Annotated in this window: 28 protein-coding genes; 9 read left to right on the plus strand and 19 right to left on the minus strand. The window is 65.3% G+C overall.

The features are described 5' to 3' along the window. The first annotated feature begins 17 nt into the window (after positions 1-17). Complete coding sequence (locus tag ACLI1C_RS15810; protein WP_411398446.1) at positions 18-680, plus strand: TlpA family protein disulfide reductase; 663 nt, start codon at positions 18-20, stop codon at positions 678-680. Here ACLI1C_RS15810 and ACLI1C_RS15815 read toward each other — a convergent pair. Both ACLI1C_RS15815 and ACLI1C_RS15820 read right to left on the minus strand, forming a co-directional pair. Then, positions 677-898, minus strand: a complete 222-nt coding sequence (locus ACLI1C_RS15815) for a hypothetical protein (protein WP_411398447.1) — start codon at positions 896-898, stop codon at positions 677-679. The genes ACLI1C_RS15810 and ACLI1C_RS15815 overlap by 4 nt on opposite strands. A gap of 11 nt (positions 899-909) precedes the next feature. Continuing rightward, a complete protein-coding gene (locus tag ACLI1C_RS15820) occupies positions 910-1,092 on the minus strand; it encodes a putative motility protein (protein ID WP_411398449.1) in 183 nt (60 codons plus the stop codon). Positions 1,093-1,311: 219 nt separating this feature from the next. Here ACLI1C_RS15820 and ACLI1C_RS15825 point away from each other — a divergent pair, with 219 nt between their 5' ends. Further along, on the plus strand, positions 1,312-2,454 hold the full coding sequence (locus ACLI1C_RS15825) for a GGDEF domain-containing protein (protein WP_411398450.1): 1,143 nt from the start codon (positions 1,312-1,314) through the stop codon (positions 2,452-2,454). A 2-nt stretch (positions 2,455-2,456) separates the two neighbouring features. On the opposite strand, the gene ACLI1C_RS15830 is transcribed toward ACLI1C_RS15825, so the two are convergent. Genes ACLI1C_RS15830 through ACLI1C_RS15840 form a run of 3 tightly spaced genes read right to left on the minus strand, consistent with a single transcriptional unit; the run spans position 2,457 to position 4,172 of the window. Then, positions 2,457-3,053: a cob(I)yrinic acid a,c-diamide adenosyltransferase gene (locus ACLI1C_RS15830; protein WP_411398451.1), complete on the minus strand. Its 597-nt coding sequence runs from the start codon at positions 3,051-3,053 to the stop codon at positions 2,457-2,459. Between the two features lie 6 nt (positions 3,054-3,059). Then, positions 3,060-3,260, minus strand: a complete 201-nt coding sequence (locus tag ACLI1C_RS15835; RefSeq protein ID WP_411398453.1) for a twin transmembrane helix small protein — start codon at positions 3,258-3,260, stop codon at positions 3,060-3,062. Positions 3,261-3,266: 6 nt separating this feature from the next. Next, positions 3,267-4,172 (minus strand): LysR family transcriptional regulator, encoded by a 906-nt coding sequence (locus tag ACLI1C_RS15840; RefSeq protein WP_411398455.1) that lies wholly within the window; start codon positions 4,170-4,172, stop codon positions 3,267-3,269. An 87-nt stretch (positions 4,173-4,259) separates the two neighbouring features. Between ACLI1C_RS15840 and ACLI1C_RS15845 the strand changes: the two genes are divergently transcribed. Further along, complete coding sequence (locus tag ACLI1C_RS15845; RefSeq protein ID WP_411398457.1) at positions 4,260-5,204, plus strand: NAD-dependent epimerase/dehydratase family protein; 945 nt, start codon at positions 4,260-4,262, stop codon at positions 5,202-5,204. Positions 5,205-5,240: 36 nt separating this feature from the next. Here ACLI1C_RS15845 and gluQRS read toward each other — a convergent pair whose 3' ends face one another. After that, on the minus strand, positions 5,241-6,098 hold the full coding sequence (gene gluQRS, locus ACLI1C_RS15850; RefSeq protein WP_411398458.1) for a tRNA glutamyl-Q(34) synthetase GluQRS: 858 nt from the start codon (positions 6,096-6,098) through the stop codon (positions 5,241-5,243). Between the two features lie 13 nt (positions 6,099-6,111). On the opposite strand from gluQRS, the gene ACLI1C_RS15855 reads away from it, so the two are divergent. From ACLI1C_RS15855 to ACLI1C_RS15875, 5 genes are all read left to right on the plus strand, one after another. Continuing rightward, a complete protein-coding gene (locus ACLI1C_RS15855; protein WP_411398459.1) occupies positions 6,112-6,771 on the plus strand; it encodes a DNA-3-methyladenine glycosylase family protein in 660 nt (219 codons plus the stop codon). After that, entirely contained in the window at positions 6,768-7,427 is a 660-nt protein-coding gene (locus ACLI1C_RS15860; protein ID WP_411398460.1) for an alpha/beta hydrolase, read from the plus strand. Before ACLI1C_RS15855 ends, ACLI1C_RS15860 begins: the two co-directional genes overlap by 4 nt. Positions 7,428-7,516: 89 nt before the next feature. Beyond that, positions 7,517-8,074, plus strand: a complete 558-nt coding sequence (locus ACLI1C_RS15865; RefSeq protein ID WP_411398462.1) for an HNH endonuclease — start codon at positions 7,517-7,519, stop codon at positions 8,072-8,074. A 59-nt stretch (positions 8,075-8,133) separates the two neighbouring features. Further along, positions 8,134-8,394 (plus strand): type II toxin-antitoxin system ParD family antitoxin, encoded by a 261-nt coding sequence (locus tag ACLI1C_RS15870; protein ID WP_411398464.1) that lies wholly within the window; start codon positions 8,134-8,136, stop codon positions 8,392-8,394. Continuing rightward, positions 8,394-8,690 carry a type II toxin-antitoxin system RelE/ParE family toxin gene (locus ACLI1C_RS15875; RefSeq protein WP_411399067.1) on the plus strand — a complete coding sequence of 99 codons (297 nt, stop codon included), beginning with the start codon at positions 8,394-8,396 and terminating at the stop codon, positions 8,688-8,690. The genes ACLI1C_RS15870 and ACLI1C_RS15875 overlap by 1 nt, the downstream gene beginning before the upstream one ends. On the opposite strand, the gene ACLI1C_RS15880 is transcribed toward ACLI1C_RS15875, so the two are convergent. The 12 genes from ACLI1C_RS15880 to ACLI1C_RS15935 all read right to left on the minus strand — a co-directional run bounded on the left by ACLI1C_RS15880 (position 8,687) and on the right by ACLI1C_RS15935 (position 19,978). After that, on the minus strand, positions 8,687-9,196 hold the full coding sequence (locus tag ACLI1C_RS15880) for a disulfide bond formation protein B (protein ID WP_411398466.1): 510 nt from the start codon (positions 9,194-9,196) through the stop codon (positions 8,687-8,689). The two genes, ACLI1C_RS15875 and ACLI1C_RS15880, sit on opposite strands and share 4 nt — an antisense overlap. Positions 9,197-9,338: 142 nt before the next feature. After that, positions 9,339-10,172, minus strand: a complete 834-nt coding sequence (locus tag ACLI1C_RS15885) for a DUF72 domain-containing protein (protein WP_411398467.1) — start codon at positions 10,170-10,172, stop codon at positions 9,339-9,341. A gap of 54 nt (positions 10,173-10,226) precedes the next feature. After that, positions 10,227-10,910, minus strand: coding sequence for an outer membrane protein (locus ACLI1C_RS15890; protein ID WP_411398469.1), 684 nt, complete (start codon positions 10,908-10,910; stop codon positions 10,227-10,229). Between the two features lie 182 nt (positions 10,911-11,092). Continuing rightward, positions 11,093-11,740: a GntR family transcriptional regulator gene (locus ACLI1C_RS15895; RefSeq protein ID WP_411398471.1), complete on the minus strand. Its 648-nt coding sequence runs from the start codon at positions 11,738-11,740 to the stop codon at positions 11,093-11,095. A gap of 30 nt (positions 11,741-11,770) precedes the next feature. After that, the gene (hpxZ, locus tag ACLI1C_RS15900; protein ID WP_411398472.1) at positions 11,771-12,151 is read right to left on the minus strand and encodes an oxalurate catabolism protein HpxZ; all 381 of its coding nucleotides are present in this window, start codon (positions 12,149-12,151) and stop codon (positions 11,771-11,773) included. Beyond that, positions 12,148-12,822, minus strand: a complete 675-nt coding sequence (locus tag ACLI1C_RS15905) for a cysteine hydrolase family protein (protein WP_411398474.1) — start codon at positions 12,820-12,822, stop codon at positions 12,148-12,150. The genes hpxZ and ACLI1C_RS15905 overlap by 4 nt, the downstream gene beginning before the upstream one ends. A gap of 178 nt (positions 12,823-13,000) precedes the next feature. Then, entirely contained in the window at positions 13,001-14,539 is a 1,539-nt protein-coding gene (locus ACLI1C_RS15910; protein WP_411398476.1) for an ABC transporter ATP-binding protein, read from the minus strand. Continuing rightward, positions 14,536-15,273: a cysteine hydrolase family protein gene (locus ACLI1C_RS15915; protein WP_411398477.1), complete on the minus strand. Its 738-nt coding sequence runs from the start codon at positions 15,271-15,273 to the stop codon at positions 14,536-14,538. Before ACLI1C_RS15915 ends, ACLI1C_RS15910 begins: the two co-directional genes overlap by 4 nt. Positions 15,274-15,297: 24 nt before the next feature. After that, positions 15,298-16,218: an ABC transporter permease gene (locus tag ACLI1C_RS15920; protein ID WP_411398479.1), complete on the minus strand. Its 921-nt coding sequence runs from the start codon at positions 16,216-16,218 to the stop codon at positions 15,298-15,300. Next, entirely contained in the window at positions 16,215-17,324 is a 1,110-nt protein-coding gene (locus ACLI1C_RS15925) for an ABC transporter permease (protein ID WP_411398481.1), read from the minus strand. Before ACLI1C_RS15925 ends, ACLI1C_RS15920 begins: the two co-directional genes overlap by 4 nt. A 147-nt stretch (positions 17,325-17,471) precedes the next feature. Beyond that, positions 17,472-18,575, minus strand: a complete 1,104-nt coding sequence (locus ACLI1C_RS15930) for a BMP family ABC transporter substrate-binding protein (protein ID WP_411398482.1) — start codon at positions 18,573-18,575, stop codon at positions 17,472-17,474. Between the two features lie 239 nt (positions 18,576-18,814). Beyond that, complete coding sequence (locus ACLI1C_RS15935; RefSeq protein WP_411398484.1) at positions 18,815-19,978, minus strand: D-alanyl-D-alanine carboxypeptidase family protein; 1,164 nt, start codon at positions 19,976-19,978, stop codon at positions 18,815-18,817. A 161-nt stretch (positions 19,979-20,139) separates the two neighbouring features. Here ACLI1C_RS15935 and ACLI1C_RS15940 point away from each other — a divergent pair, with 161 nt between their 5' ends. After that, entirely contained in the window at positions 20,140-20,709 is a 570-nt protein-coding gene (locus ACLI1C_RS15940) for a DJ-1/PfpI family protein (protein WP_411398485.1), read from the plus strand. 227 nt (positions 20,710-20,936) lie between these two features. Here the strand turns inward: ACLI1C_RS15940 and ACLI1C_RS15945 are convergent, their stop codons facing one another. Next, entirely contained in the window at positions 20,937-23,393 is a 2,457-nt protein-coding gene (locus ACLI1C_RS15945) for a beta-glucosidase H (protein ID WP_411398486.1), read from the minus strand. Positions 23,394-23,465: the final 72 nt, after the last annotated feature.

Here is a 23,465-nt window from a genome sequence, read left to right on the forward strand (position 1 = left end):
TACCTCGGAGATTGCTTATGACCGACATGCAGGCGCCCCGTCCCGGAGCTACGAGCCGGGTCCGGCTGTGGGTCACTCTTGGGGTGGTGGGATTGGGCGTAGCTATAGCGGCGTGGGTGTGGCTCGGCAATGCCGCCGGGGCAAAGGAATGTCCGGTGCAGGCCGAGGCAGCGGCGGCCATCGACGCAGCCGCCATGGGTGAACTGGCGGCGCTGAACGGGACCGGCGAGGGAAGGGGCTATGCGACCATGGCCTTCAAGGATGCCGCCGGCGCGGACGTCACGATCGCCGATTTCAAGGGCAAGGCGCTGCTGGTCAATTTCTGGGCCAGCTGGTGCGTGCCGTGCCGGGAAGAAATGCCGGCGCTCGATGCGCTGGCGACGAAATACAATTCGGATGCCTTCATGGTGCTGCCGATCAATCTCGACATCGGGGAAGGCGGGCTGGTCAAGGCGCAGGCATTCCTCGACGAGAACCAGTTCGCCAACCTGCCGCTCTATGCCGACAATACCTTTGCCGCCTTCGACCGGCTCAAGCAGCAGGCGGTGGCCGTCGGGCTGCCGGCAACGCTGGTGCTGGACGAGAATGGCTGCGAGATGGGCGTGCTGCAGGGGCCGGCGGAATGGAATACGCCAGACGGCGAAGCCGTGATCGAGACGCTGCTGGGGTTGGGAGTCTAGACCAGCCGATCGACGTCGGCGCCTGAGCTGACGACGGGCGCCCTGGCCTCGCCATCGGGGCTGAGGTCGGCCGCTTCGGCCTGCCGGGTCAGCACGGCCCTGTCGAGATCGGCGCGCAGGCGCGCCACTTCCGCCAGATGGGTGGCGCCGGCCTTGCCGGCCTCGTGCACGAGGCGATTGATCATCACTGAGGGGCCGATGCCGAGAGCATTGCTCATCGCAGCGTTCCCTATGCCAGCTTGTCGATCCGGGCGCCCTGGCCGGGCGGCGGGGCCGAGCGTGCCGTCTGCATCAGCGTGTCGAGCAGGTCAGTCTGCATTTCATGGGCCTTCTTGAACACGGCAATCTGGACGCTGTGCTGCGTCTTGGTCGCGTTCATGGCAAGCATCTGCGTCGAGAGGTCGGTATTCATCTGGACCTCCTGTGCTGACAGTCCGGTGATGACCCTAGGCCCGGGGTGTAAACAAAGGCTTGGGCAATCGTGGCAATTTGGTGAAATTTGCCTGCTTTGTTCCTTTACTGCGCATTAACGGCACTTTGCAGAGTTGGCGCCAGTGGCGGGCAAGTTCATGTCTCGCTTACGCTTTTGCGGCCAGATGCTCACATTCGCGTCCCGAGGCTGCCCCTTCGCATGTTCATCCAGGAACTGTTCCTTGCCCTCGTTCACGCCACCAGCCTTCTGGCGCTGATGGCGATCGCCTTCGGCATCGTCGAACGGCAGGACTGGCACCGGGCCGTTCGCTCGCTGCTGCAGGGCGTGATCTTCGGCAGCGGCGCCATCGTGGCCATCATGACGCCGGCCCGGATCGGGGAAGGCGCGGTGGTGGATTCGCGGGCGCTCATCGTCGGCTTTGCGGCAGCCTTTGGCGGCTGGCCGGCGGCGCTGGTCGCGGTGGCCATCAGCGGCAGCTACCGGCTGTGGCTGGGCGGGGTGGGTGCCGGTCCGGGGGCACTGGGCATTGTCGCGGCAGCCCTGCTTGGGCTGAGCTGGCGGTATTTCCTGCGCCCCAAGGGACGCATCAAGGTGCGGCACCTGCTGGTGCTGGGTTTTGTCATCTCCTGCTATCTGCTGACCGGCATTGCCATGGGCTACGCCACGATCTGGTCGCTGCTCAGCCTCATCGGGCCCTATATGGTCACGGCGTCGGTGACGGCCTCCGTGCTGCTGGGGCTGTTCGTGCAGCGCGAACTTACGCAGATCGAGCGCGAGCAGCACTGGAAGACCGATGCCCTTACCGATGCGCTGACCGGCCTGCCCAACCGGCGGGCCTTCGAACGCGGCATCGAGGGGCTGCGCTCTCCCGACAGCGAGGCGGCGCTGCTGATCCTCGATCTCGACCACTTCAAGGTGGTCAACGATACCCATGGCCATGCGGCGGGCGACCATGTGCTGCAGCGGGTCTCGGACATTCTGCGCAGCCATACGCGCAACCATGACCTGCTGTCGCGCCTGGGCGGGGAGGAACTGGCGGTGCTGCTGCCCGATACCGATTCGGCCCGGGCTTTCCAGATCGCCGAGCGGCTGCGCCGGGCCATCGAAATGCTGGACATCAGCTGGGAGGGCCGCAGCATCGCCATTACCGCCAGCGTCGGCGTCGCCCTGGCGTCAGGCGCCACGCCAAGCAGCGAGCTGTTCGTGCAGGCCGATGCGGCGCTCTATGCCGCCAAGCATAATGGCCGCAACCGCGTGGTGTTTTCCGGCGAGATGCTGCTGCGCGAACCGCTGGCGCCGGTGGTCGAAGACCAGCCGGCTTTGTCGTCGCGCGCGGCCTAGCGTCAGCCGCCTTTTTTCAGATCGCCATGATTGCCGGGGATCCAGAGCACGTCCCTGGCCCCATTGCCATTGGCGACCCGGGCCAGCACGAAAAGCAGGTCGGACAGCCGGTTGAGATAGCGCACGGTTTCGGGGCTGGTATCGGCCTCGGCAGCGGCCAGCTCGACGGCAATGCGCTCGGCGCGACGCGTCACCGTGCGGGCCACATGCAGCGCCGCGGCAAGCGGTGAGCCGGCGGGCAGGACAAAGCTCGTCAGCGGCGCCAGGTCGGCATTGTAGTGATCGATCTGCTTTTCGAGAAATTCGGTCTGTACCGGGCGGATGCGCAGCGACGGATACTGGGCGTCCGGTTCGTCGAGGCCGGGCGTCGCCAGGTCCGAGCCGACATCGAACAGGTCATTCTGGATGCGGCCCAGCAGCATGTCGACCTTGGGCATGGAGCCGGTATGGATGCGCGCGGCGCCGATGCTGGCATTGGCTTCATCCACCGTGCCATAGGCCTCGACGCGCAGGTCGTATTTGGGGCGGCGCGGGCCGCGCACGAGACTGGTCGTGCCGGTGTCGCCGGTGCGGGTATAGATGCGGTTGATCTTGATCATGTGCGGCTAGCCCTGCCGGCCGCCGAACAGGAACAGCGCGCCCAGCAGCAGCACGAGGGCCACGGCCTGGCCGATGACGCGCAGGCGCATCAGGCGCTGGCTGGTATTACCCGGCCCTCCCTTGAGCATGTTCCACAGGCCCATGCCCAGGATGACGACGACGAAAAGCAGGGCAAGGGCAATGGCGATATTGAGAGCGGTCTGCATGAAATCCTACCGATTGAAGTGCCGACCATGGATATACGCAGTGAGACCCTCGGCGAGCGCGTCATAGATGGCACGAATCCGGTGTGAGGTGAACAATTCCCTGTGTGTGGTGAGCCAGACCTGGAGCGGCGGGATCCTGAGGTCCAGCGGCAGGGCCACCATGCCCGGCGTCGTGGCCACCAGATTGGCCTGGGCGAAGCCGATGCCCAGCCCGGCCCTGATCAGCTCCCACATTTGCGTCTGCTCGTCGGAGCGGAGCAGGAAGTGTTCGCGCCGCAGCGACAGGCCGAGCTTTTGCGCATGGGCGATGATGGCGTCCGAGCGGTCCATGCCGATCATGTCGTGGTCGTAGAGCTCTTCGATGGCACGGGGCGTGCCGCGGCGCGCCAGATAGCTTTCATGCGCGGCGGGCACGATGGGCAGGTCGCCCAGATGCCGCGTAACCAGTTCGAGCTGGGTGGGGCGGAACATGCGGATGGCGATATCGGCCTCGCGCAGCAGCAGGTTCTCGGCCGAATCGGAGGGCACCAGCTCGAGCGCGATGCGCGGATAGAGCTGGCGAATGGGCACCAGGAGACCCGGCAGCGCATAATTGGAGATGATGGCGCTGGCGGTGATGCGCACCGTGCCGCCCAGATCATCCTGGGCCCCCTCGGCCATGATGGCGGCTTCGGCCAGGGCCGACTGGGCGGTATTGACGGGCTCGTAGAGCCGCAGCGCTGTGCTGTTGGGCTTGAGGCCCGTCAGCGTACGTTCGAAGAGGGTCAGTCCCAAATCAGCCTCGAGGGTTTCGACATGCCGGCCCACCGTGGGCTGGCTGATGCCCAGCTCGCGCGCCGCAGCGGAAAGCGAGCCATTGGCCACCACGGCGGCGAAGCTGCGCCACAGGGCCCAGTCCGGTTCTCTATTCATTTATGAATATCGCATCTAGGATTTAAGCCGATATCGCCACGATAATGAATGCGCGATGCTGATGTCCAGCGCGTAATGGAGACAGCGATGAGCAAGGGTAAGGTTACGGTCCTCGGGATCAACGGGCATATCGGCCAGCATGCGGCACGGGCCTTTCACGAGGCGGGATTTTCAGTGACCGGCTTCGGCCGGTCCAACCGCCATCCCGTGGCGGGCGTCGGCTTTATCGAGGGCGACGCGGCGAGCCTCGATGATCTCAAGCGGGCGATCGCCGATGCGGATATCGTCGTCAACGGACTGAACCTGCCCTATGACAAGTGGGACAAGGGCCGCGCCGAGGCGCTGCTCGCGACGGTCATCGCGGCCATGGGCGACAGCGGCAAGACGCTGCTGTTTCCGGGCAATATCTACAATTATGCCGCCACCGACCGGCGCATCATTCCGGCGACGCCGCAGCGCCCGCAGACGCCGCGCGGCGCCATCCGTGTGCGGCAGGAAGAGATGCTGGCGGCGGCCTCCAAGGCCGGCAAGTTCCAGACCATCATCATTCGCGCCGGGGATTTCTACGGGCCCAACACGGTCGGGGACTGGTATGACCAGGCCATCATGATGGATGCCGGCAAGGGCAGGATCCATTCCATGGCCGATCTCGACGTGGGGCATGCCTGGGCCTATCTGCCCGATCTGGGCCGGGCCTTTGCCCTGGTGGGCGAGCAGCGCAAGGCGCTGGGCCGCTTCGAGACGTTCCACTTTGCCGGCCATTACGTGACGCATGGCGCGCTGATGGCGGCGATCCAGGCGGCATCGCCCGCCCCGCTCAAGGTGGTGCCGCTGCCCTGGATATTCCTCCAGGCCATGGGGCTGGCCAATGGGGTCATGCGCGAAGTGGTCAAGATGCGTTACCTCTGGAACAACCCGATGGAGCTGGTCGATCCGCGGCTCGACGCCCTGCTTGGTCCCGATTTCGGCACGCCCTTCGCGGTGGCGGTGACCGAGACGGTGAAGCCGTTCCTGAAACGGAAGGCGGCGTGAGGGGAAAGCTCTTCTCCAACCCGAGGGTGCTGGGGTCTAGAGGCCCACAGCCCGTCTCACATCCTCGGGGGTCCAGCCCCTGGCGCGCAGATCGGCGAGGCTTTCCGACCCGCGCGACTTGGCGAGCTTTTTGCCATCGTCGCCCAGGATCAGCTTATGGAAATTATAGATGGGCGAGGGCAGGCCGAGCAGCATCTGCAGCAGGACATGGATATCGGTGCCCGCCTCCATGTCGCGGCCCCGGGTGACATGGGTTATGCCCTGCGCGGCATCATCGACGACGACGCTAAGGTGATAGCTGGCGGGCGTGCCCTTGCGCTGCAGCACGACATCGCCCCAGCGCTCGGGCCGGGCATAGCGGACCTGTGGCCGGTCGGTGACGAGCGGGCCGACTGCGGTAAAGGTCAGCATGCCAGCGCGCTGCATGGCCTTGGCCACATCGAGCCGGAACTGCACCGGATCGCCCCGCTCCAGCCGCTCGATCTGGATGTCGCGACCCAGATGCCGGCAGGTGCCGGGATAGAGCGGCGCGCCCTCGGGATCGGTATTGTCGGAACGGGCGGCGATCTCGCTGCGCGAGCAGAAACAGGGATAGAGCAGGCCCAGGTCGCGCAACTGATTGCCGGCTGCGGCGTAATGCTCCAGGCGATCGGACTGGCGCATGACGGGCTCGGACCAATCGAGGCCCAGCCAGTGCAGATCCTCGATGATCGCTGCGGCAAATTCGGGTTTACTGCGCTCGGCGTCGATGTCTTCGATCCGCAGCAGGGCGGTGCCCCCGAGCAGCGCGGCGGCGTTCCAGGTATAGAGGGCCGAATAGGCGTGGCCGAGATGCAGCCTGCCATTGGGGCTGGGCGCGAAGCGAAGGATGGGTCTGGGTGATTTCTGCGACACGGGGGTTTTCTACATGAGCGAAATCCTGCCGTCACCGCGCATCGACAGCGCCGAGGCGATTGCCGGCCATATCGACGTGCTGGTTGGCATGGATCCGCGCCTCGTGGCCGTGCGCGACTTTGCCGGCCCGGTGCAGCCGCGCATCAATCCACCGGGCTTTGCCGGCATGGCCAAGGTGATTACCGGCCAGCAATTGTCGGTCACCAGCGCGGCGGCGATCTGGGGGCGGTTCGAGCAGCTGCCCGGTGCGCTCGATCCGGTGCGCTATCTGTCGCTTTCGGAAGAAGCGGTGCGAGCGACGGGATTTTCCGGCGGCAAGTTCCGTACCGTGCGGGCCATTGCCGAGGCCATGGTAGTCGGCCAGCTCGATTTCGCCCATCTCGAAACCCTGCCGGCGGAAGAGGCGGTGCGGTATCTGGTTGCCCATAAGGGGATCGGACCGTGGACGGCGGAGGTCTATCTCATGTTCTGCGCCGGGCATCCGGATGTGTTTCCGGCCGGCGACCTGGCACTGCTCAAGGCGGTGCAGCACGGGCTCGGGCTTGACGCTCGTCCGTCCATCAAGGACATGATCGGCATCGCCGCGCGCTGGATGCCGCATCGCTCCGCCGCGGCCTTGTTGTTCTGGCGCTATTTCGCCGTGATGCGCGATCGAGAAGGGATTTTGTTGTGACCAAGCTTTCCGGCCCCATGCTGCCGCCCGCTTCCGGGGGCCTGCCGCAGCAGGCGGTGGTGCTGCTGCATGGCTATGGCAGCGACGGCATTGACCTGATCGGGCTGGCGCCGCATTGGCAGGGCGTCCTGCCCGACGCGGTGTTCATCGCGCCCAATGGGCCGGATCAGTGCCGGCAGCTGGCAGCGGGCTTCCAGTGGTTCGATGTGAGTTTTGAGGGCGACCGGCTGGCGAGCCGGCAGACCGGCGTGCTGCAGGCACGGCCGGTGCTGAGCGAATTCCTCGATGACCTGTGGAGCCAGACCGGCATTGCGCCGGAGAATACGATTCTCGCCGGCTTCAGCCAGGGCGCCATGATGGCGCTGCATGTGGGGCTGTCGCTGGAGCGGCCATTGATGGGCATCATCGCCTTTTCGGGCGCCTTCCTGCCGCCAGAGGGCTTCGGCACGGCGCCGCTGGCCAAGAGCCCGGTCTGCCTCGTGCATGGGGACATGGACCAGGTTGTCGATGCCGAGCTCAGCGCCGAAGCCGATGCCGCGCTGCGCGGCGCCGGCTATGACGTGGCCTATCATGTCAGCCATGGCGTGGGGCACGGCATCGCGCCGGACGGGCTGGCCTTTGCCACGGCCTTCATCGAGCGCGTGGCGGCGAAATAAGACATTGTCCCCCGCTTCACAGCCCTGACACAAAGGGCTTAGTATAAGGGGGCTATGGACTTACTCGATTCCCGTTCCGGGAGACTCAAGTGACGATCCACGTGTCGCCTGAGGCCTGTCCCGCATTGGTGCTGAATGCCGATTTTCGGCCGCTCAGCTACTATCCGCTCTCGCTCTGGTCGTGGCAGGACGCGATCAAGGCGGTGTGCCTCGATCGTGTGAACATCGTGTCGCATTACGACACGGTCATCCATTCCCCCAGCTTCGAAATGCGGCTGCCCAGCGTGGTATCGCTGCGCGACTATGTGAAGCCGGCGCGGCACCCGGCCTTTACCCGCTTCAACGTGTTCCTGCGCGATCGCTTCCAGTGCCAGTATTGCGGCTCCAAGGATGATCTGACCTTCGACCATGTCATCCCCCGCTCCAAGGGTGGGCTGACGACCTGGGAGAATGTCGTGGCCGCCTGTGCGCCCTGCAACCTGCGCAAGGCCAACCGGATGCCGCAGGAAATCAAGATGTTCCCGCATCAGGCGCCGTACCATCCGACCGTGCATGACCTGCACAATAATGGCCGCGCCTTCCCGCCCAACCACCTGCACCAGAGCTGGCTGGATTATCTCTACTGGGATATCGAGCTCGAGCCGTAGCGCTTGCCGATCAGGGCGCCAATAACTATTATTGGTGCTGTCCTGTCGGAGACTTTGTCATGGCGATCAGTGCTGAACTGGGTGAAAACCTCGAAAAGGTCGTGAACGACCTTGTCGAGAACGGCCGCTACAATTCCAAGAGCGAAGTGCTGCGCGAAGGCGTGCGCCTGGTGCAGGAGCGCGAGGCGCGGTTCCAGGAACTGGCAGCGAAGCTGCAGGCGGGTCAGGACGATATCGACGCCGGTCGGGTGACGCCGGCCGAGGAGGTATTTGCCGAACTGCGCGAGATCATTGAACAGGTTGCCAAGAAGGCGTCTTGATGCGCGTCGCATTTTCGGATGAATCGAAGCGCGACCTGCGGTCCATAACGATTTTCATCTCTGCAGATAGCCCTAGCAGGGCCAAGAAGTTCGTTGGAGATTTACAGGCGGCGTGCCTCGGACTGGCGGACCATCCGGAACGATATGCGCTCGTGCCAGGCTTCGAGGCCCACGCTTATCGTCGCCGCCCGCTTGGCAACTACGCCATTATCTATGCCGTCGGCGCCAATGCGATCACGATCGTACGGGCGCTGCACACAGCCATGGATTTGGTTGCAGCGCTCGGCTCCGACTAAACCCGGCGGTTCCGCCGGGCCTGTGCCCAGATGGAAATACCCAGCAGGGCGACGATGGCGGTGGCGATCAGGGCGTTGTAGCCGGCCAGGGAAATACCGAGGAAGCGGAACTGCACGACGTCGCAGCCGATGACCGGGGTCAGGTTGCTGAGCGCGTCGAAATCCATGGTCTCGCCGATGCCGGTGCAGGCGGTGGGGCCGGGCCAGAAGCCCCATTCGACGCCGGCATGGTAGTAGCCCAGATAGGCGCCCCAGACGAAGATGGCGGTGACGATGGCCATGGCAATGTACCAGACCGCCAGCGGCATCCGGTTCCAGGTGACCAGCACAGCCAGCAGGAGCGGCAGGCCGTAGTAATAGGCCAGGCGCTGCTCGAGGCAGAGCTCGCAAGGCACCAGCCCGCCGATATATTGCGAGCCCAGCGCGGCGAGGATTGTCACCAGCCCCAGGACGAAAGCGAGGCCCGCCGATTTCTTGTCGAGGGGGTGAAGGATCGATGCGGCCATGCTGGGGAACTCTCGGGTGACGCAATTGTGGGGCGGCGTTTCCGAACCGCAAAACCGGTATCCACTTTTGCTGGAAACGCCGCAAGGGTCAGGCTGGATAGAATGCGTTTGCGGCAAATTCCAGCGGGAAACAGGCTTGTGATCAATCGCCCGGCAGGGCGACTCCGGCGGCCTGGCGCAGGGCAATGGCATTGGCCGGCGCGTGCAGCTTATCCTCGTGCACGAAATAGGCGAAGACGTCCTTGCCGGCGGCGGTCCAGCCAGTGACGGTGTTCGCCCAGTCGGCAATGTCGTCGGGTTTGTAGCCGCCGCCATCGCCGCGTGCCGGCCCCTGCAGGCGGCAATAGGCAAAGTCGGCCGTCAGCTCGCGCGATGGATTGTCCGGCGTATCGGCGATGACGCGCGCCACATTGTGCTCGGCCAGCATGGCGTTGACTTCCGGCACATCGAAGCTGGCATTGCGCATCTCGATGGCGTGGCGGATCGGGCCGACATTGTCGGTGGCGAGATAAGGCGCCGATTTGAGACGGCCATCCGCCTTGCCGGCCAGTGCGACATAGTTAGCGACCGATTTGGGCAGCAGGGCCAGGAAGGCGCCCAGCACCTCGCGGTTGTAGCTGATATTGGGCGGCAATTGCCAGATGAAGGGGCCAAGCCGGGCGCCCAGAGCCAAGGGGCCGGAGGCGAAGAAATTGGCGAGTTCAGGCTCGCAATTCTTGAGCCGCTTGATGTGGGTGACCAGCTGCGGGCCCTTGATGGAGAAGACGAAGCCGTCGCGCGCCTCGCCCGCCCATTTGGCAAAGCTCTCGGGCTTCTGGTTGGCCCGGAAGGTGGCGTTGATCTCGATGCTGCCGAGCCGGGAGCTGGCATAGGCCAGCTCCTTTTTTTGCACCAGACCCTCGGGATAGAAGGTGCCGCGCCAGGGTTCGAACACCCAGCCGGCCGTTCCGGTGCGCAATGTGCCTTGTGTCGTCATGCCGCTTGCCTCCGCCGCCGAGCTTTGCCCGGAGCGGAGGCGCTTGGCAACCGGCTAGAACTTGTAGTTGAGGCCGGCGCGCACCACGCTGAAGCGCTGGGTGGCGTCGATATTGCCCACGCCGGCGGGCAGGCCGTTATAGGACTGCGTGCCCAGGTCGACGTAAAGATACTCGGCCTTGATCGAGATATTCTCGGTGGCCTGGGCCTCGAGACCCGCGCCGACCGTCCAGCCCATATGGGTGGCCGACTGTGAGGTGGTGACCCCGCCCGGATTGGTGAGGCTGGCAGAGCCGCGGCCGGCAGCAATACCGGCGGTGACGAAGGGCATGACCTGGCCGAAGCTCATGCCGGCGCGGCCGCGCAGGGTGCCGTAGAAGTCGATGCCGGCCTTGAAGGACCCCACGCCGGGCAGGTCCTCGGTGTGGCCGATATTGGCCCATTGCAGGTCGGCTTCGCCGCCCAGCACGAAGCCGCCCATATCCATGTTGTAGCCGGCCTGGGCGCCGAACTGGCCGCCGCTGGTATTGTTCTGGGTCTGCGCGCCGCCGCCGACCGGCTGGCGGGTCAACGTGCCCCAGCCATAGCCGGCGTTGACGCCGGCATAAAAGCCCGACCAGCCGGAGGCCGGCGTGGGCGAATAGACCGGGCTCGCGCCGCTGTTCCAGCCGAGATCGGCTGCCTGGGCAGTGCTGGTCAGCAGCAGGATCGCGGAAAGCATGATGCCAAGACGCTTCATGGATGTCCTCGTGTGCAAAATGGGCCAAAGAATTGTCCGCAAAATGCGACGGAAAAAATTAACACCGCGGTAAGGAACAGGGTTAACGGCACAGCGGGAGAGCATGACGCGGGCTTTATCCCTGCGCGGCGCGCATGGAACCGGATGTCTCGACACGCAATGGTGTTCAGCCGGCAGGGCGATCAGCCGTGGCTGAGCTCGCCATAGGCGCCTTCGACGATGGCGATATGCTGGCGCATGGCGGCTTCGGCGCCGGTGCGGTCACCCTGGAGGATGGCGTCGACCACCACGCCATGTTCGGCATGGGAGCGGCTCAGCCGTCCCAGCGCCTTGAACTGCGCCCGGCGAAACGGCTGCAGCCGCTGGCGGGTGGAGCGGGTCACTTCCGACAGATAGGCATTGTGGGCGCCATCATAGATGGCGGAGTGAAAGGCCTCATTGGCGTCGGCATAGGCGGCGTGATCACCCTCGCGGACAATGGCGGCCATCTGGATATGCAGGGCATCGAGCGCATCGCGCTCGGCGGCACTCATGGCGATGGCCGAGAGGCCGGCGCAGATCGCCTCGAGATAGCCCATGACCTCGAACATACCGGCGAGGGTTGCGTCATCGGGCTTGGCGACGAGGGCGCGGGCATGCGGCTTCTGGTCGATCAGCCCGCTGGCGGCCAGGAGGCGCAGGGCCTCGCGGATGGGAGTGCGCGACACGGCGAATTCCCCGGCCAGGCCCGTTTCATCAAGCGGCGTGCCGGGGGCGAGTTCACCGCTGATGATGCGGGCGGCCAATTGCCGGCGGATGTCTTCTGCCGATGTGCGGGGGCGCTTGAGCACGCTCTTGCAATCTCTCTGTCGTTCAGGCCGTCATCGGGATGTCGGCATCATGCTGACATGGGCCGCCGCGACGCACCATCCGGCCGGGGTGCGCAGCCAGGTCTGCTGCTGCCGCCCCACCGCATCGGGAAAGTCATCCCGATAGAACAGCGTCGAAGCTGTGGCAACATCGCTGCCATAAGTGACGATGGTAAGGCGATCCAGTCTGCGGCTGAACGGGCGCTGCAGGGCGCGGAAGGCGCGGATCTCGTCAATGCCATATTGCAGTTCGCCGACACCATAACGGACGGTATCGGGGCGCTGGACGAACATGGCGTCGAGCGTGGCCGCATCATTGGCCAGCAGTGCCTCTTCGTAGCGGTCGAAGGCGGCGCGGACTTCGGCGACGATGGCGGGGTCGTTGAGCATCATGCCGACACCGCCTCCACGGCCGCCCGCAGCGCCGCCAGCGGGGCCACCCAGCCGACAATGCCGCCCTGGGCCGCGATCATCTCGACGGTGGCGGCCTTGAAAGCCGGGAAATAGCTCTCGGTGGCGTCTTCCACCAGCAGGCATTCATAGCCGCGGTCATTGGCCTCGCGCATCGAGGTCTGGACGCACACTTCGGTGGTGACGCCGGCAAAGACCAGGTGGGTGATGCCCAGGCCCTGCAGTGTCTCGTGGATGCCGGTGGCCCAGAACATGCCCTTGCCGGGCTTGTCGATGACGATCTCGCCCGGCAGCGGCGCCAGCGCCTCGACGATCTGGTTACCCGGCTCGCCCGCGATCAGGATGCGGCCCATGGCGCCCGGCTCGCCGATGCGCAGGCCCGGCCTGCCGCGGGCGATCTTGGCGGGCGGGCAATCGGAGAGGTCCGGGCTATGGGCCTCGCGGGTGTGGATCACGGGCCAGCCTTGCCGGCGGAACAGGGCGATCAGCTCGGCGGTGGTCGGAATGATGGCTTCGAGCAGGGCGACATTGTTGCCGAGACCGGCGCCGAACCCGCCCGGCTCGATGAAATCGCGCTGCATGTCGATGACGACGAGCGCGGTATGGGCGGGGTCGAGTTGGAAGGGATAGGGGCGGGCGGGGATGGGGATCATGGGACAGCCCCCTCATCGAGCGATAGGAACCCCCACCCTTGATCCCTCCCCACAAGGGGGAGGGAGACGATGGGGCCAAGTTCTATGGCAAACAGCTCCCGCAAATGCCGCGCAGGCTTCCCTCCCCCTTGTGGGGAGGGAGTGAGGGTGGGGGTGAGTTCCACGCACGAAGCCATCATCAATGCCCCGCCATATGCTGGCCAATGGTGTTGCGATCGGTGTCCTCGATCTTGCTGACATAGGTGATCGTCCCCCCGCTCATCACCGCGACGCGGTCGGACAGTTCCAGGATCTCGTCGAGGTCCTCGCTGACCAGCAGCACGGCGGCGCCGCGGTTGCGCTGCTCCATGATCTGGCTGCGGATTTCCGAAACCGATGCGAAGTCGAGCCCGAAGCAGGGGTTGGCGACGATCAGCACGTCCACATCGCCCGATAGCTCGCGCGCCAGCACGGCGCGCTGCACATTGCCGCCCGACAGGGTCTCGATCGGCGCGTCGGGCGAGGTGGTCTTGACGCGATAGCGGGCGATCAGGTCCTCGGCCTTCTTGCGCATCGGGCCGGGCGACATCCACCAGCCAAAGCGGGCGACGGGCGGCTTGTCGAAGCCGCGAAAGGCGATGTTTTCGGCCACGCTCATCTTTGGCGCGGTGGCGTTCTTGAGCGGTTCCTCGGGCAAGCCGAAGACCTTGAATTTGTCGAAGGCGGCGCGCCGGGGGAAGAAGTTCTGGCCATGGATGCGGATGGCGCCGTCCGAGAGGGGGCGTTGCCCGGCCAGCGCTTCCACCAGGGCCGACTGGCCGTTGCCGGAGACGCCGGCAATGCCGACGATCTCGCCGGCATTGACCTTGAGGTTGACCGCCTCGATGACATTGGCGCCATCGACATCCTCGGCAAAGAGCCCGGCCAGTTCGAGCACTTCGCGGTTCTCGTTGTGGACGCGGCGGGTAGCGCGTTCGCGCAGCTCGGTGTCGCCGATCATCATCTGGCTCATCTCGGCAATGGTGGCCGATTGTGCATCGCCCGAGCCGGTGAAGCGACCGCGACGCAGCACGGTGAAGCCATCGCAGAAGGCCTTCACCTCGCGGAACTTGTGGCTGATCATCAAGACGGTGATTTCCTTGCGCGCCGCCATGTCGCCGAGCAGGCCGAGCATTTCATCGGCTTCGCCCGGCGTCAGCACCGAGGTGGGTTCGTCCAGAATCATGAAGCGCTGGTCGAGATAGAGGAGCTTGAGGATTTCGAGCTTTTGTTTCTCGCCAGCTGACAGGGACGATACCTGCGCATCAAGCGGCACCTTGAAAGGCATCTGCTCCATGAAGGCGTCAAGGGCCTTTTTCTCCTTCTTCCAGTCCATCACCGCGGGGGCATCGGCGCGGGAGATGACGAGGTTTTCCGCCGCGGTCAGGCAGGGGACCAGGGTGAACTGCTGGTAGACCATGCCGATGCCATGGGCGCGGGCGTCCCTGGGTGAGCGTATGGACACCTCCTTGCCATCGAGCAGCACCTGGCCCTTGTCGGCCGAATAGAAGCCGATGATGGACTTGACCAGGGTCGACTTGCCGGCGCCGTTCTCGCCCAGGAGGGCATGGAAGGAGCCGGCGGGGATATCGATGCTCACATCGTCGAGCGCCACCAGCGGCCCGAAGATCTTGGTCATGCCGATGGCCTTGAGCGAGGGCGCGCGGCCGGTGGCAAGGATGGGCGCGGCGGCGTTCATCTTGAGTCTCCTGGCAGCACCGCCAGCAGCTCGGTCGAGTTCGACACCGCCCCGAAGACGCCCCCCTGCATCTTGATCATGTCGATGGCGGCGAGGTGGTTCTCGACCTTGGTGGCGGCGCAGCAGTCTTCCAGTAGCAGGCATTCATAGCCGCGGTCATTGGCGTCGCGCATGGTGGTGTGGACGCAGACATCGGTGGTGACGCCGGTAAAGATCAGGTTGCGGATATTCTTCATGCGCAGCACCAGTTCGAAATCGGTGGCGATGAAACTGCCCTTGCCGGGCTTGTCGATAATTGCTTCGCCGGCCAGCGGCTGCAGCTCGGGGATGATTTCCCAGCCGGGTTCGCCGCGCACCAGGATGCGGCCACAGGGGCCCTGGTCGCCGATGCCGGCGCCGATGCGCTGGCTGCGCCAGCGCTTGTTGGCGGGCAGGTCCGAGAGGTCCGGCTTGTGGCCTTCGCGGGTGTGGATGATGGGGTAGCCTTTGGCGCGCATGCCGGCAAGCACGGCCTGGATCGCGCCGATCGGCGCGCGGGTCAGGCTGATGTCATAGCCCATGCTGTCGACATAGCCACCGGGGGCGCAGAAATCGACCTGCATGTCGATGACGATCAGGGCGGTATTGTGCGGTCCCCAATTGCCGTCGAAAGGCCACGGATAGGGATCGGCGCTGGCGATCGTGGTGCCGCCGGGGACCATGGCGTCGTCCACGCGTTCGTCACTCAAGTTCATGGTCAGCCTCATCGGTGCAAAGCCTCACTTGGTAATCGAGAGTTCGCCCGGCACCTCGCGCGCGGCGCCCTTGGAGCGGGCCGAGGCGATCATGATGAAGAGCGTCAGGATGTAGGGGGCGGCGTTGAAGAAGTAGTAGCCCTGCGAAATCCCGACCGATTGCAGCGAGGGGCCGATGGCGCCGGCGGCGCCGAACAGCAGGGCGGCCCAGATGCAGCGGATCGGGTCCCAACGGGCGAAGATGACGAGGGCCACCGCCATCAGGCCCTGGCCCGAGCTGAGCCCCTGGTTCCAGGAGCCGGGATAGTAGAGCGAGAGGAAGGCCCCGCCCACGCCGGCGAGGAACCCGCCGGCCGCGGTGGCGAGGAAGCGCACCCAGTCCACCGAGACGCCCATGGCCCTGGCCGAGGCGGCGCTGTCGCCGGTCATGCGCACGATCAGGCCCCAGCGGGTATTGGCGAAGGCCCAGCTCATGGCGACGGCCAGGATGATGCCGACAAAGAACAGCGGATTGACCTGCAGCGCCTGGGCCAGTGCCGGATTGCCGGTCCAGTCACCGAGATGGATGGCGTCGAGGCGCGGGGCGGAGGGCTGGATATAGGGCTTGCCGAAAAAGAAGGCGACGCCGGTGCCAAAGCTCATGATGGCAATGCCGACGGCGATGTCGTTCACCTTGGGCAGCTTGCAGATATAGCCGTGCAGCGCACCGAGGATCAGGCCGGAGCCCCCGGCGGCGAGCACGCCGATCCAGGGATTGCCGGTGTGGAAGCTGATGGCATAGGCGACCATGGCCCCCAGCACGAGATTGCCCTCGAGGCCGAGATTGATGCGGCCGGACTTTTCGGTGAGGCATTCGCCGAGCGCCACGAACATGAAGGGGGTCGAGACGCGGATGGCGCCGCCCAGCATGGCGATCAGCACGGTGATGAAGGCGTCGTCCATCATGTGCGGTCTCCCCTGGCCTCGGGCTGGAAGAATTTGATGCGGCCATAGAGCGTTTCGCTGGCCAGCAGCACGACGAAGATGATGCCCTGCAGCACCAGAACCGTGGCGTCGGGCATGCCCATGCGGCGCTGCACGAGGCCACCCGCCGCGGCGATGGCGCCGAAGATGATGGCGACGGGCACGATCATCAGCGGGTTGTGGCGGGCGAGGAAGGCGACGAGAATGCCGGTGAAACCGTAGCCGGCGACCAGCGAGGCATTGGCCTGGCCATGGATGACGGCGACTTCGAAAAAGCCGGCAAGGCCGGCGCAGCATCCGGCAATGGCGCAGCAGGCCACCATCAGGAAGCCCACCGGTAGCCCCTGCGCCTTGGCGGCGCGGACATTGCCGCCGGTCATGCGCGCGGCAAAGCCGAAGGTGGTGCGGCTCATCAGGATGAAGAGGATGATGGCGAGGACGACACCCGCCGCAAAGCCCCAATGCACGTCGGTGCCGGGGATCGAGCCGATGCGATAGGCGTCCCCGATCGGCATGGTGCTGGGCTTGTTGGCCGAGGCGGGATCGCGCAAGGCGCCTTCGACGAAGAAGTTCATGATGGCGATGGCGATATAGCTCAGCAGCAGCGAGGAAATGGTCTCGTTGACGCCGCGATAGTGGCGCAGCCAGCCGGCAAGGCCGATCCAGAGGCCCCCCGCCGCCATGGCGGTGATGGCCATGATGAGCCAGGCAAAGGGAGCTGCGGCCCCGCCTGTCACCAGCGGAATGGCGACAGCGGCCGCCGCGAAACCGCCGAGCACCAGGGCACCCTCGGCGCCGATCATGGTGAGGCCGATGCGGGCGGGTATGGCAAAGGCGAGGGCGGTGAGGATCAGCGGGGCCGAGCGCTGCAGCGACTGCTGGATGGAAAAGCTCGAACCGAAGCCACCGGTCCAGACCAGGGTGAAGAAATCGATCGGCGACTTGCCGATGACGAGCAGGAAGAGCGAGAAGATCAGGAACGAACCGAAGAGGGCGAAGACCGGCACGAAGATGGATTCGGCGAGCTTGAGGGTGCGCACGTTGGGGGTGCGGGTGGCAGGGACTGAACCGACTGTTTCTGCGCTCATGGGATTGCTCCGTGACCCCTCCTAGCCTCCCCCTGAAGGGGGAGGAACCGTTCGGTTGACGTGGCGCGATGCCTGGCTGGCCCCGGTCGGTCCCTCCCCCTTCAGGGGGAGGTTAGGTGGGGGCTGCCGCCTGCGCCGGACGTGTCGTCAGGTAATCGAGCCCACCACGCCCTCCAGCAGGTAGTTCATGCCGTCGAGCACGGGGTCGTAATTGTCCATCGAACCCTCGATGACGACATTGCCGGCATTGTCCTTGAGCGGGCCGACATAGATCGGTTCGCCCGCCTTGAGGGCGGCGATGGCGGCGTCGGCGGCGGTGATGGCTTCGGGCGTGGCGCCGGCGCCATAGGGCGTGTTCTGCAGCATGTCATTGTGGTAGCCGCCGGCGACGAAATTGGGCAAAGGCTCGCCCTTGGCCAGGAGGTCGGCATACATGGCGTAGATGGTGCTCCACTTGTATTCGGCGCCGGTGATGAAGCCGTTGGGCGCCAGCGGGGCCTGGCTGGCATTGTGGCCGCAGGTCTTGACGCCGCGGCCTTCGGCCGTCTCCACCACCACTTTGGGGCCATCGACATGGCAGGTGATGACGTCGCAGCCGGCGTCGATCAGCGCATTGGTGGCTTCGGCCTCGCGCACGGGCATGGACCATTCGCCGGTGAAGATCACCTGCACGGTGGCATTGGGATTGGTCTTCTTCGCGCCGAGCAGGAACGAGTTGATATTGCTCAGCACCGAGGGAATCGGCTTGGCGGCGACGAAGCCGAGCTTGCCGGTCGGGCTGGACAGGCCAGCGGCGACGCCGTCCACATAGTGGCCCTGGTTGAGATAGCAGAAATAGGAGCCGGCATTGGTGGGGTCGGCATCGGTCCAGAGCGGGGCGGCGTGGCGGAACTGCACGGCGGGATATTTCTTGGCCAGCTCGACCACGAAGGGGCTGTAATAGCCAAAGGAGGTGGCCAGGATCAGGTTGGCCCCGTCCAGGTTGATCATGGATTCGATGGACTGGCTGACCGCGTCGGTCTCGGGAACGTTCTCTTCCTCGATGACGGTGACACCGGGCACGGTCTTGAGGATTTCCATGGCTGTGGCATGCGCCTGGTTCCAGCCGAAGTCATCGCGCGGGCCGACATAGACGGCACCCAGCACGATGGGGGTTTGCGCCCGGGCCAGGCCCATGGGCAGAGCCGCGGCGGCCAGGCCGGCGGCGCCGGCCTTGAGCACTGAGCGGCGGGACAGATTGATAAGCGACATTGACGAGCTCCCTGCACCGAGAGACGCGCCGTGCTGGCGGCGTCGTCATAGTCGATGCAAGGGGCATGCCAGCTTGTATGCAGCCCGTCAGACGAAAAATCCTGATGAGCCGCAATAGTTTATGAATCGCGGAGCCTGAAGAGCAACGCGGCTGCTGCCCAACATGTATGCCGAAGCTGCTACAATGCTCAAATAATAAGCATTACACATGTCGTTGCATACAATGCGTTGGTCAGGCGTTAACGCGCAAAATCAGGACGAGGCCGCGGGAAGGGGACAGTGCTGCCGCTATTGGCCGTCGGCGCAATCCCGGGGCGCAGGTCGGCGGCGAGCGAAGCTTCCGCGATCGGGGCGGTGAAGACCGGCACATGGGGCGGGCGCGGACGGGGCAGGCTGACGCCGACGGCGATGCGGCCGAGATCTGTGGCGACATAGGGATTGGGCGCGATCGTGTCGGTCAGGTTGGTCGGCTGGCCCTCGAGCCCCATGGGAAAAGCGGCTTCCTGCGCGGCGACATAGGCCTTGGCTTCCTTGCCGCAGATCAGCGGGCGCATGTTGACCGGGGTGGCGCCGGGCGTGTTGCCCAGGGTCAGCACGGTCTGGCCATTGGGCTGGGCAGCGCCGGTCAGGCCCTTGAGCACCAGTTCGGCGGCGCGCTCATTGCGTTCGCGCGCCGAAGAACCGCCCAGGACCACGGCGAGCATGCGTCGGCCATTGCGCTCGACGGTGGCCACCATGTTGAGGCCCGAGGCGCAGACAAAGCCGGTCTTCATGCCGGTGGTGCCGGCAAAGCTGGTCAGCAGCTTGTTTTCCGATTCCAGCGTCTTGCCGTTGAGCACCACTGCTTCGGTGCCGAAAATGGGCATGTATTGCGGGAATTCCTGCCGGATATAGAGCGAGAGAATGGCCAGGTCCCGCGCCGAGGTGACCTGGCTCGGATCATGCAGGCCATTGGGATTGGCATAGTGGGTTGCCGTCAGGCCCATGCGCGCCGCGGCATCGTTCATCATGCCGACAAAGGTGGCTTCGTCGCCGCCGACCGTCTCGGCAATGGCGACCGAAATGTCGTTGGCCGATTTGACCAGCATGACATAGAGCGCGTCCTGCAGCGTCAGCGCACTGCCGACCGCAAGGCCGGACTTGGAGGGCGCCTCGTTGAAGGCGTTTTTCGACACGATCACCGGCGTATCGAGGCTTACCTTGCCCTGGGCGAGCTGCTCGAAGGTCACATAGGCGGTCATCAGCTTGGTCAGCGAGGCCGGATGCCAGGGCTGGCCGGCTTCCTGGGCGTAGAGCACGTTGAAATTGTCCATGTCGACCAGCAGCATCGGATTGGCGCGGGCTGGCGCCAGGCTCAGCAGGGCCAGGAGGAGGACGAGGACAAGACGGCGGGCAAACAGCACGGGGGGACGGCTCCGACAAAGCAGGGAAATCGTGGCCCCTCCATAGCAGCGGGCCGGGCAGACCTCAATGCGAAGTGCCCCCGCTGACGGGGTTTTGAAGCCTGCTGACACGATCTGTCGCTTTCGGGCGACAGTGTGCTCCCAGCAGATGGAGACAGCAGATGACCACGATCGTGACCATTCTCAGCGAGGGCTATGCCGATTGGGAGACCGCCCTGCTCAATGCCGGCGCGCGGCAATATTACGGCATCGAGACGCGCTTTGCGACGCCGGGCGGCAAGCCGGTGACCTCGGCCGGCGGTCTCCGGGTGATGCCGGACCTCGCCGTCGAGGATATCGACGTCGCTGCCATCGACGCGCTGGTGGTCAATGGCGGCACGGCCTGGAGCCGGGAAGATGCGCCCGAGATCGGCGCGGTGATGGTGGCGGCCCGCGATGCCGGCAAGACAGTTGCCGGCATTTGCGACGCCACGCTGGCCCTGGCCAGGGCCGGGCTGCTCGACACGGTCCGGCACACGTCCAATTCGCCGGACAATCTCGGTCCCACCGGCTATGCCGGCAAGGCGCTCTATCAGGATCAGCCGAGCGCCGTGGTCGATGGCCGGATCGTCACCGCGCCGGGAACGGCGCCGGTCAGCTTCATGGGCGCCGTGCTCGAAACGCTGGGCCTGCGCAATGGCGACCTGGATTTCTATCTCGGCCTGTATGGCGCCGAGCACAAGGCGGCGTGATCCTTACTTCTCCCCCTGAGGGTCCGCGATGATGCAGTCGACACCCTCCCCCTTGCGGGGAGGGATCAAGGGAGGGGGGGTATTTGGCCCCAATATTCGGGCCAGCCCGCCACCCCCTCCCAGCCTCCCCCGTCAAGGGGGAGGTGCCATCCGGTGATTGGGCGAGATCATGCCCAGTCCCTATGCGATAGCCCTCTCCCTCAAGGGGAGAGAGGGGAGAACGTGCCCTACACCGGCAGCATCAATGTCGTCCTGCGCGACACCGTCCCGCTCAGCGGCAGGTCGGCCGATGACAGGCCGACGCGCAGGGTGAAGCTGCCGTCCTCGACCAGCCAGTGCCTCGACTGGGCGCGGAAGAAGGCGAAGGCGCGGGCGTCGAGCGCCATGGTCACCTGGCGGCTTTCGCCCGCCTTGAGCTGCACCTTGCGGAAGGCCTTGAGCTCCTTGGCCGGGCGCGGATCGGACGCGACATCGTCGGACACGTAGAGCTGCAGCACGGCCGCGCCGTCCCGCTCGGATACATTGGTGACGGTGACGCCTGCCATGACGCTGCCCTCGGCTTCGAACTCGGCGTCGTCGATCGTGAGGTCGGCCACAGCGAAGCGGGCATAGCCCAGGCCGAAGCCGAAGGGGAAGAGCGGGGTCAGGCCCAGCCGGTCATAGTGGCGATAGCCGACGAAGATGCCCTCCTCGTAGCGCACCTTGCCTTCCTGGCCGGGATAGACTTCGCGATCCTGGCTGTGGGCGGGATTGTCGGCCCAGCGCACCGGGAAGGTCTGGGGCAGGCGGCCGGAGGGTTCGGCGACCCCCAGCAGCACGTCGGCAATGGCATTGCCCGCCTCCTGGCCGGGATACCAGGCCTGGATGAGCGCCGCGACCGAGCCGATCCAGGGCATTTCCACCGGCCCGCCGGTCTGCAGCACCACGATCGTATTTGGATTGGCATTGGCGATGGCCGCAACCAGCTCGTTCTGGCGGCCGGGCAGATCGATCGAGGGCAGGTCGCTGCCCTCTGTGTCCCATTCGCCATTGCGGCCGACAAAGACGATGGCCGTATCGGCGTTGCGCGCGGCCAGCACGGCCTCGGCAATGGCTTCATTGCCCAGCGGTAGGCCGATGCCGGCGGCAAAGGCGGCGAGACCCAGGGTGGCGAAGTCCTTGGTGGCAAATTCGATCACCACCTCATGGGCGCGACCGGCTTCGAGGTCCACCGTGCCGACCACCTCGTCGCAGCCTTCCTCGAAGAAGGTGCGGCCCTTGGTCCAGTTGGTCCAGGCATCGGCAACCAGCTTGCCATCGACATGGACCTTGGCAAAGCCGGCCGAATAGATGCCGACGCGATGGGTGCCAGTGGTGTCAGGCGTGAAGCTGCCGGTGAGGCGAGCCGAGAAATGCAGGGGATCGACCTTGCCCTCGGCGACCTGGCCGATCCAGAAGGCCTGGGCTTCGTCCTGGCTGCCGATATGCACCGGTTTGCCGGCCAGCGTCTGGTTGGCGAAATACTCGACCCTGAAGCTGCCGCGCAGCACCGGCTCGAAGCGGTGGTTGGTGCAGCCCGGGGCGAAACGCAGGCGCTCCTCGCCCACCGCGTCGACCAGTCCCTGCCAGGGCGAGATACGGTAATGTGCATTGAGTTGGGCGCTGCCGCCGCCCATGATCTGGGCAATTTTCGCATTGGGGCCGATCACGGCAATGCTGCCCTCGCCCTTGAGCGGCAGCACGCCATTGTTCTTGAGCAGCACGGCGGCTTCCGCCCCGGCGCGGCGGATCAGCGCGCGGTGCTCGGGCCGGTCATTGGCCGCTTCCTGGAAGTCGCGATGGTCGTCGAGCGAGCCGACCCGCTGCATCAGCCGCAGCATGGCAATGACGCGCTGGCGCAGGGTGGCTTCGCTCACGGCGCCGGACTTGACGGCATCGATCAGCTTCTGGCCGCGATCGCGCGGCGGGCCGGGCATTTCGAGATCGAGCCCGGCATTGACGGTCTCGGCGGTGGAATGGCTGCCGAACCAGTCCGACATGACCACACCGTCATAGCCCCATTCGCGGCGCAGCACGTCGGTGAGCAGCCAGTTGTGCTCGGAGGTGAAGGTGCCGTTGAGGCGGTTATAGGAGCTCATGACGCCCCAGGTATGGGCCTTCTTCACTGCCCATTCGAAGGGGATGAGGTAGATTTCGCGCAGCGACCGTTCGTCGATTTCGCTTGAGATTGTGGTGCGCTCGATCTCGGATTCGTTGCCGGCGAAATGCTTGATGGTGGCGCCGATGCCCTGGCCCTGGAGACCCACAATATAGGCGACCGCCAGGTCGCCCGAGAGGATGGGGTCCTCCGAATAGCATTCGAAATTCCGGCCATTGGTGACGGAGCGGTGGATATTGACCGTGGGCGCCAGGAGCATATGGGCGTTCTTGGATTTGACCTCGTCGGCCAAGGCCGCGCCGATTTCTTCGACCAGCGCGGCATTCCAGGTGGCGCCCAGCGCGATGCCGACCGGGAAGCTGGCCGACTTGACCCCGCCGATCAGCGAGCCGCCGCCGCGGGCACCGTTGGGTCCATCGGTGACGCGCAGCTTGCCGATGCCCAGGCGCGGGATGGCGGGAACGGACCAAAAATCCTCGCCGGAGAGGATGGACACCTTTTCCTCAAGCGTCATCAGGTCGGCAAGCTGCTCGATGCGGTCGTTCATGGTGTCTCCTCCGGCGCTTCGTCTGGGCCCGACAAAGACAGCCCCGGCCGGGGCTCTGTCAATTCCGATCGG

The organism is Devosia sp. XGJD_8 (assembly GCF_046614475.1).
Taxonomy (GTDB): Bacteria; Pseudomonadota; Alphaproteobacteria; order Rhizobiales; family Devosiaceae; genus Devosia.

What these genes read in the sequence shown, in the direction of transcription:
- ACLI1C_RS15810 (WP_411398446.1), top strand. Translation starts at nt 18, where the DNA reads ATGACCGACATGCAGGCGCCCCGTCCCGGAGCTACGAGCCGGGTCCGG.
- ACLI1C_RS15815 (WP_411398447.1), bottom strand. Translation starts at nt 898, where the DNA reads ATGAGCAATGCTCTCGGCATCGGCCCCTCAGTGATGATCAATCGCCTC.
- ACLI1C_RS15820 (WP_411398449.1), bottom strand. Translation starts at nt 1,092, where the DNA reads ATGAATACCGACCTCTCGACGCAGATGCTTGCCATGAACGCGACCAAG.
- ACLI1C_RS15825 (WP_411398450.1), top strand. Translation starts at nt 1,312, where the DNA reads ATGTTCATCCAGGAACTGTTCCTTGCCCTCGTTCACGCCACCAGCCTT.
- ACLI1C_RS15830 (WP_411398451.1), bottom strand. Translation starts at nt 3,053, where the DNA reads ATGATCAAGATCAACCGCATCTATACCCGCACCGGCGACACCGGCACG.
- ACLI1C_RS15835 (WP_411398453.1), bottom strand. Translation starts at nt 3,260, where the DNA reads ATGCAGACCGCTCTCAATATCGCCATTGCCCTTGCCCTGCTTTTCGTC.
- ACLI1C_RS15840 (WP_411398455.1), bottom strand. Translation starts at nt 4,172, where the DNA reads ATGAATAGAGAACCGGACTGGGCCCTGTGGCGCAGCTTCGCCGCCGTG.
- ACLI1C_RS15845 (WP_411398457.1), top strand. Translation starts at nt 4,260, where the DNA reads ATGAGCAAGGGTAAGGTTACGGTCCTCGGGATCAACGGGCATATCGGC.
- ACLI1C_RS15855 (WP_411398459.1), top strand. Translation starts at nt 6,112, where the DNA reads ATGAGCGAAATCCTGCCGTCACCGCGCATCGACAGCGCCGAGGCGATT.
- ACLI1C_RS15870 (WP_411398464.1), top strand. Translation starts at nt 8,134, where the DNA reads ATGGCGATCAGTGCTGAACTGGGTGAAAACCTCGAAAAGGTCGTGAAC.
- ACLI1C_RS15875 (WP_411399067.1), top strand. Translation starts at nt 8,394, where the DNA reads ATGCGCGTCGCATTTTCGGATGAATCGAAGCGCGACCTGCGGTCCATA.
- ACLI1C_RS15880 (WP_411398466.1), bottom strand. Translation starts at nt 9,196, where the DNA reads ATGGCCGCATCGATCCTTCACCCCCTCGACAAGAAATCGGCGGGCCTC.
- ACLI1C_RS15885 (WP_411398467.1), bottom strand. Translation starts at nt 10,172, where the DNA reads ATGACGACACAAGGCACATTGCGCACCGGAACGGCCGGCTGGGTGTTC.
- ACLI1C_RS15890 (WP_411398469.1), bottom strand. Translation starts at nt 10,910, where the DNA reads ATGAAGCGTCTTGGCATCATGCTTTCCGCGATCCTGCTGCTGACCAGC.
- hpxZ (WP_411398472.1), bottom strand. Translation starts at nt 12,151, where the DNA reads ATGATGCTCAACGACCCCGCCATCGTCGCCGAAGTCCGCGCCGCCTTC.
- ACLI1C_RS15905 (WP_411398474.1), bottom strand. Translation starts at nt 12,822, where the DNA reads ATGATCCCCATCCCCGCCCGCCCCTATCCCTTCCAACTCGACCCCGCC.
- ACLI1C_RS15910 (WP_411398476.1), bottom strand. Translation starts at nt 14,539, where the DNA reads ATGAACGCCGCCGCGCCCATCCTTGCCACCGGCCGCGCGCCCTCGCTC.
- ACLI1C_RS15915 (WP_411398477.1), bottom strand. Translation starts at nt 15,273, where the DNA reads ATGAACTTGAGTGACGAACGCGTGGACGACGCCATGGTCCCCGGCGGC.
- ACLI1C_RS15920 (WP_411398479.1), bottom strand. Translation starts at nt 16,218, where the DNA reads ATGATGGACGACGCCTTCATCACCGTGCTGATCGCCATGCTGGGCGGC.
- ACLI1C_RS15925 (WP_411398481.1), bottom strand. Translation starts at nt 17,324, where the DNA reads ATGAGCGCAGAAACAGTCGGTTCAGTCCCTGCCACCCGCACCCCCAAC.
- ACLI1C_RS15930 (WP_411398482.1), bottom strand. Translation starts at nt 18,575, where the DNA reads ATGTCGCTTATCAATCTGTCCCGCCGCTCAGTGCTCAAGGCCGGCGCC.
- ACLI1C_RS15940 (WP_411398485.1), top strand. Translation starts at nt 20,140, where the DNA reads ATGACCACGATCGTGACCATTCTCAGCGAGGGCTATGCCGATTGGGAG.
- ACLI1C_RS15945 (WP_411398486.1), bottom strand. Translation starts at nt 23,393, where the DNA reads ATGAACGACCGCATCGAGCAGCTTGCCGACCTGATGACGCTTGAGGAA.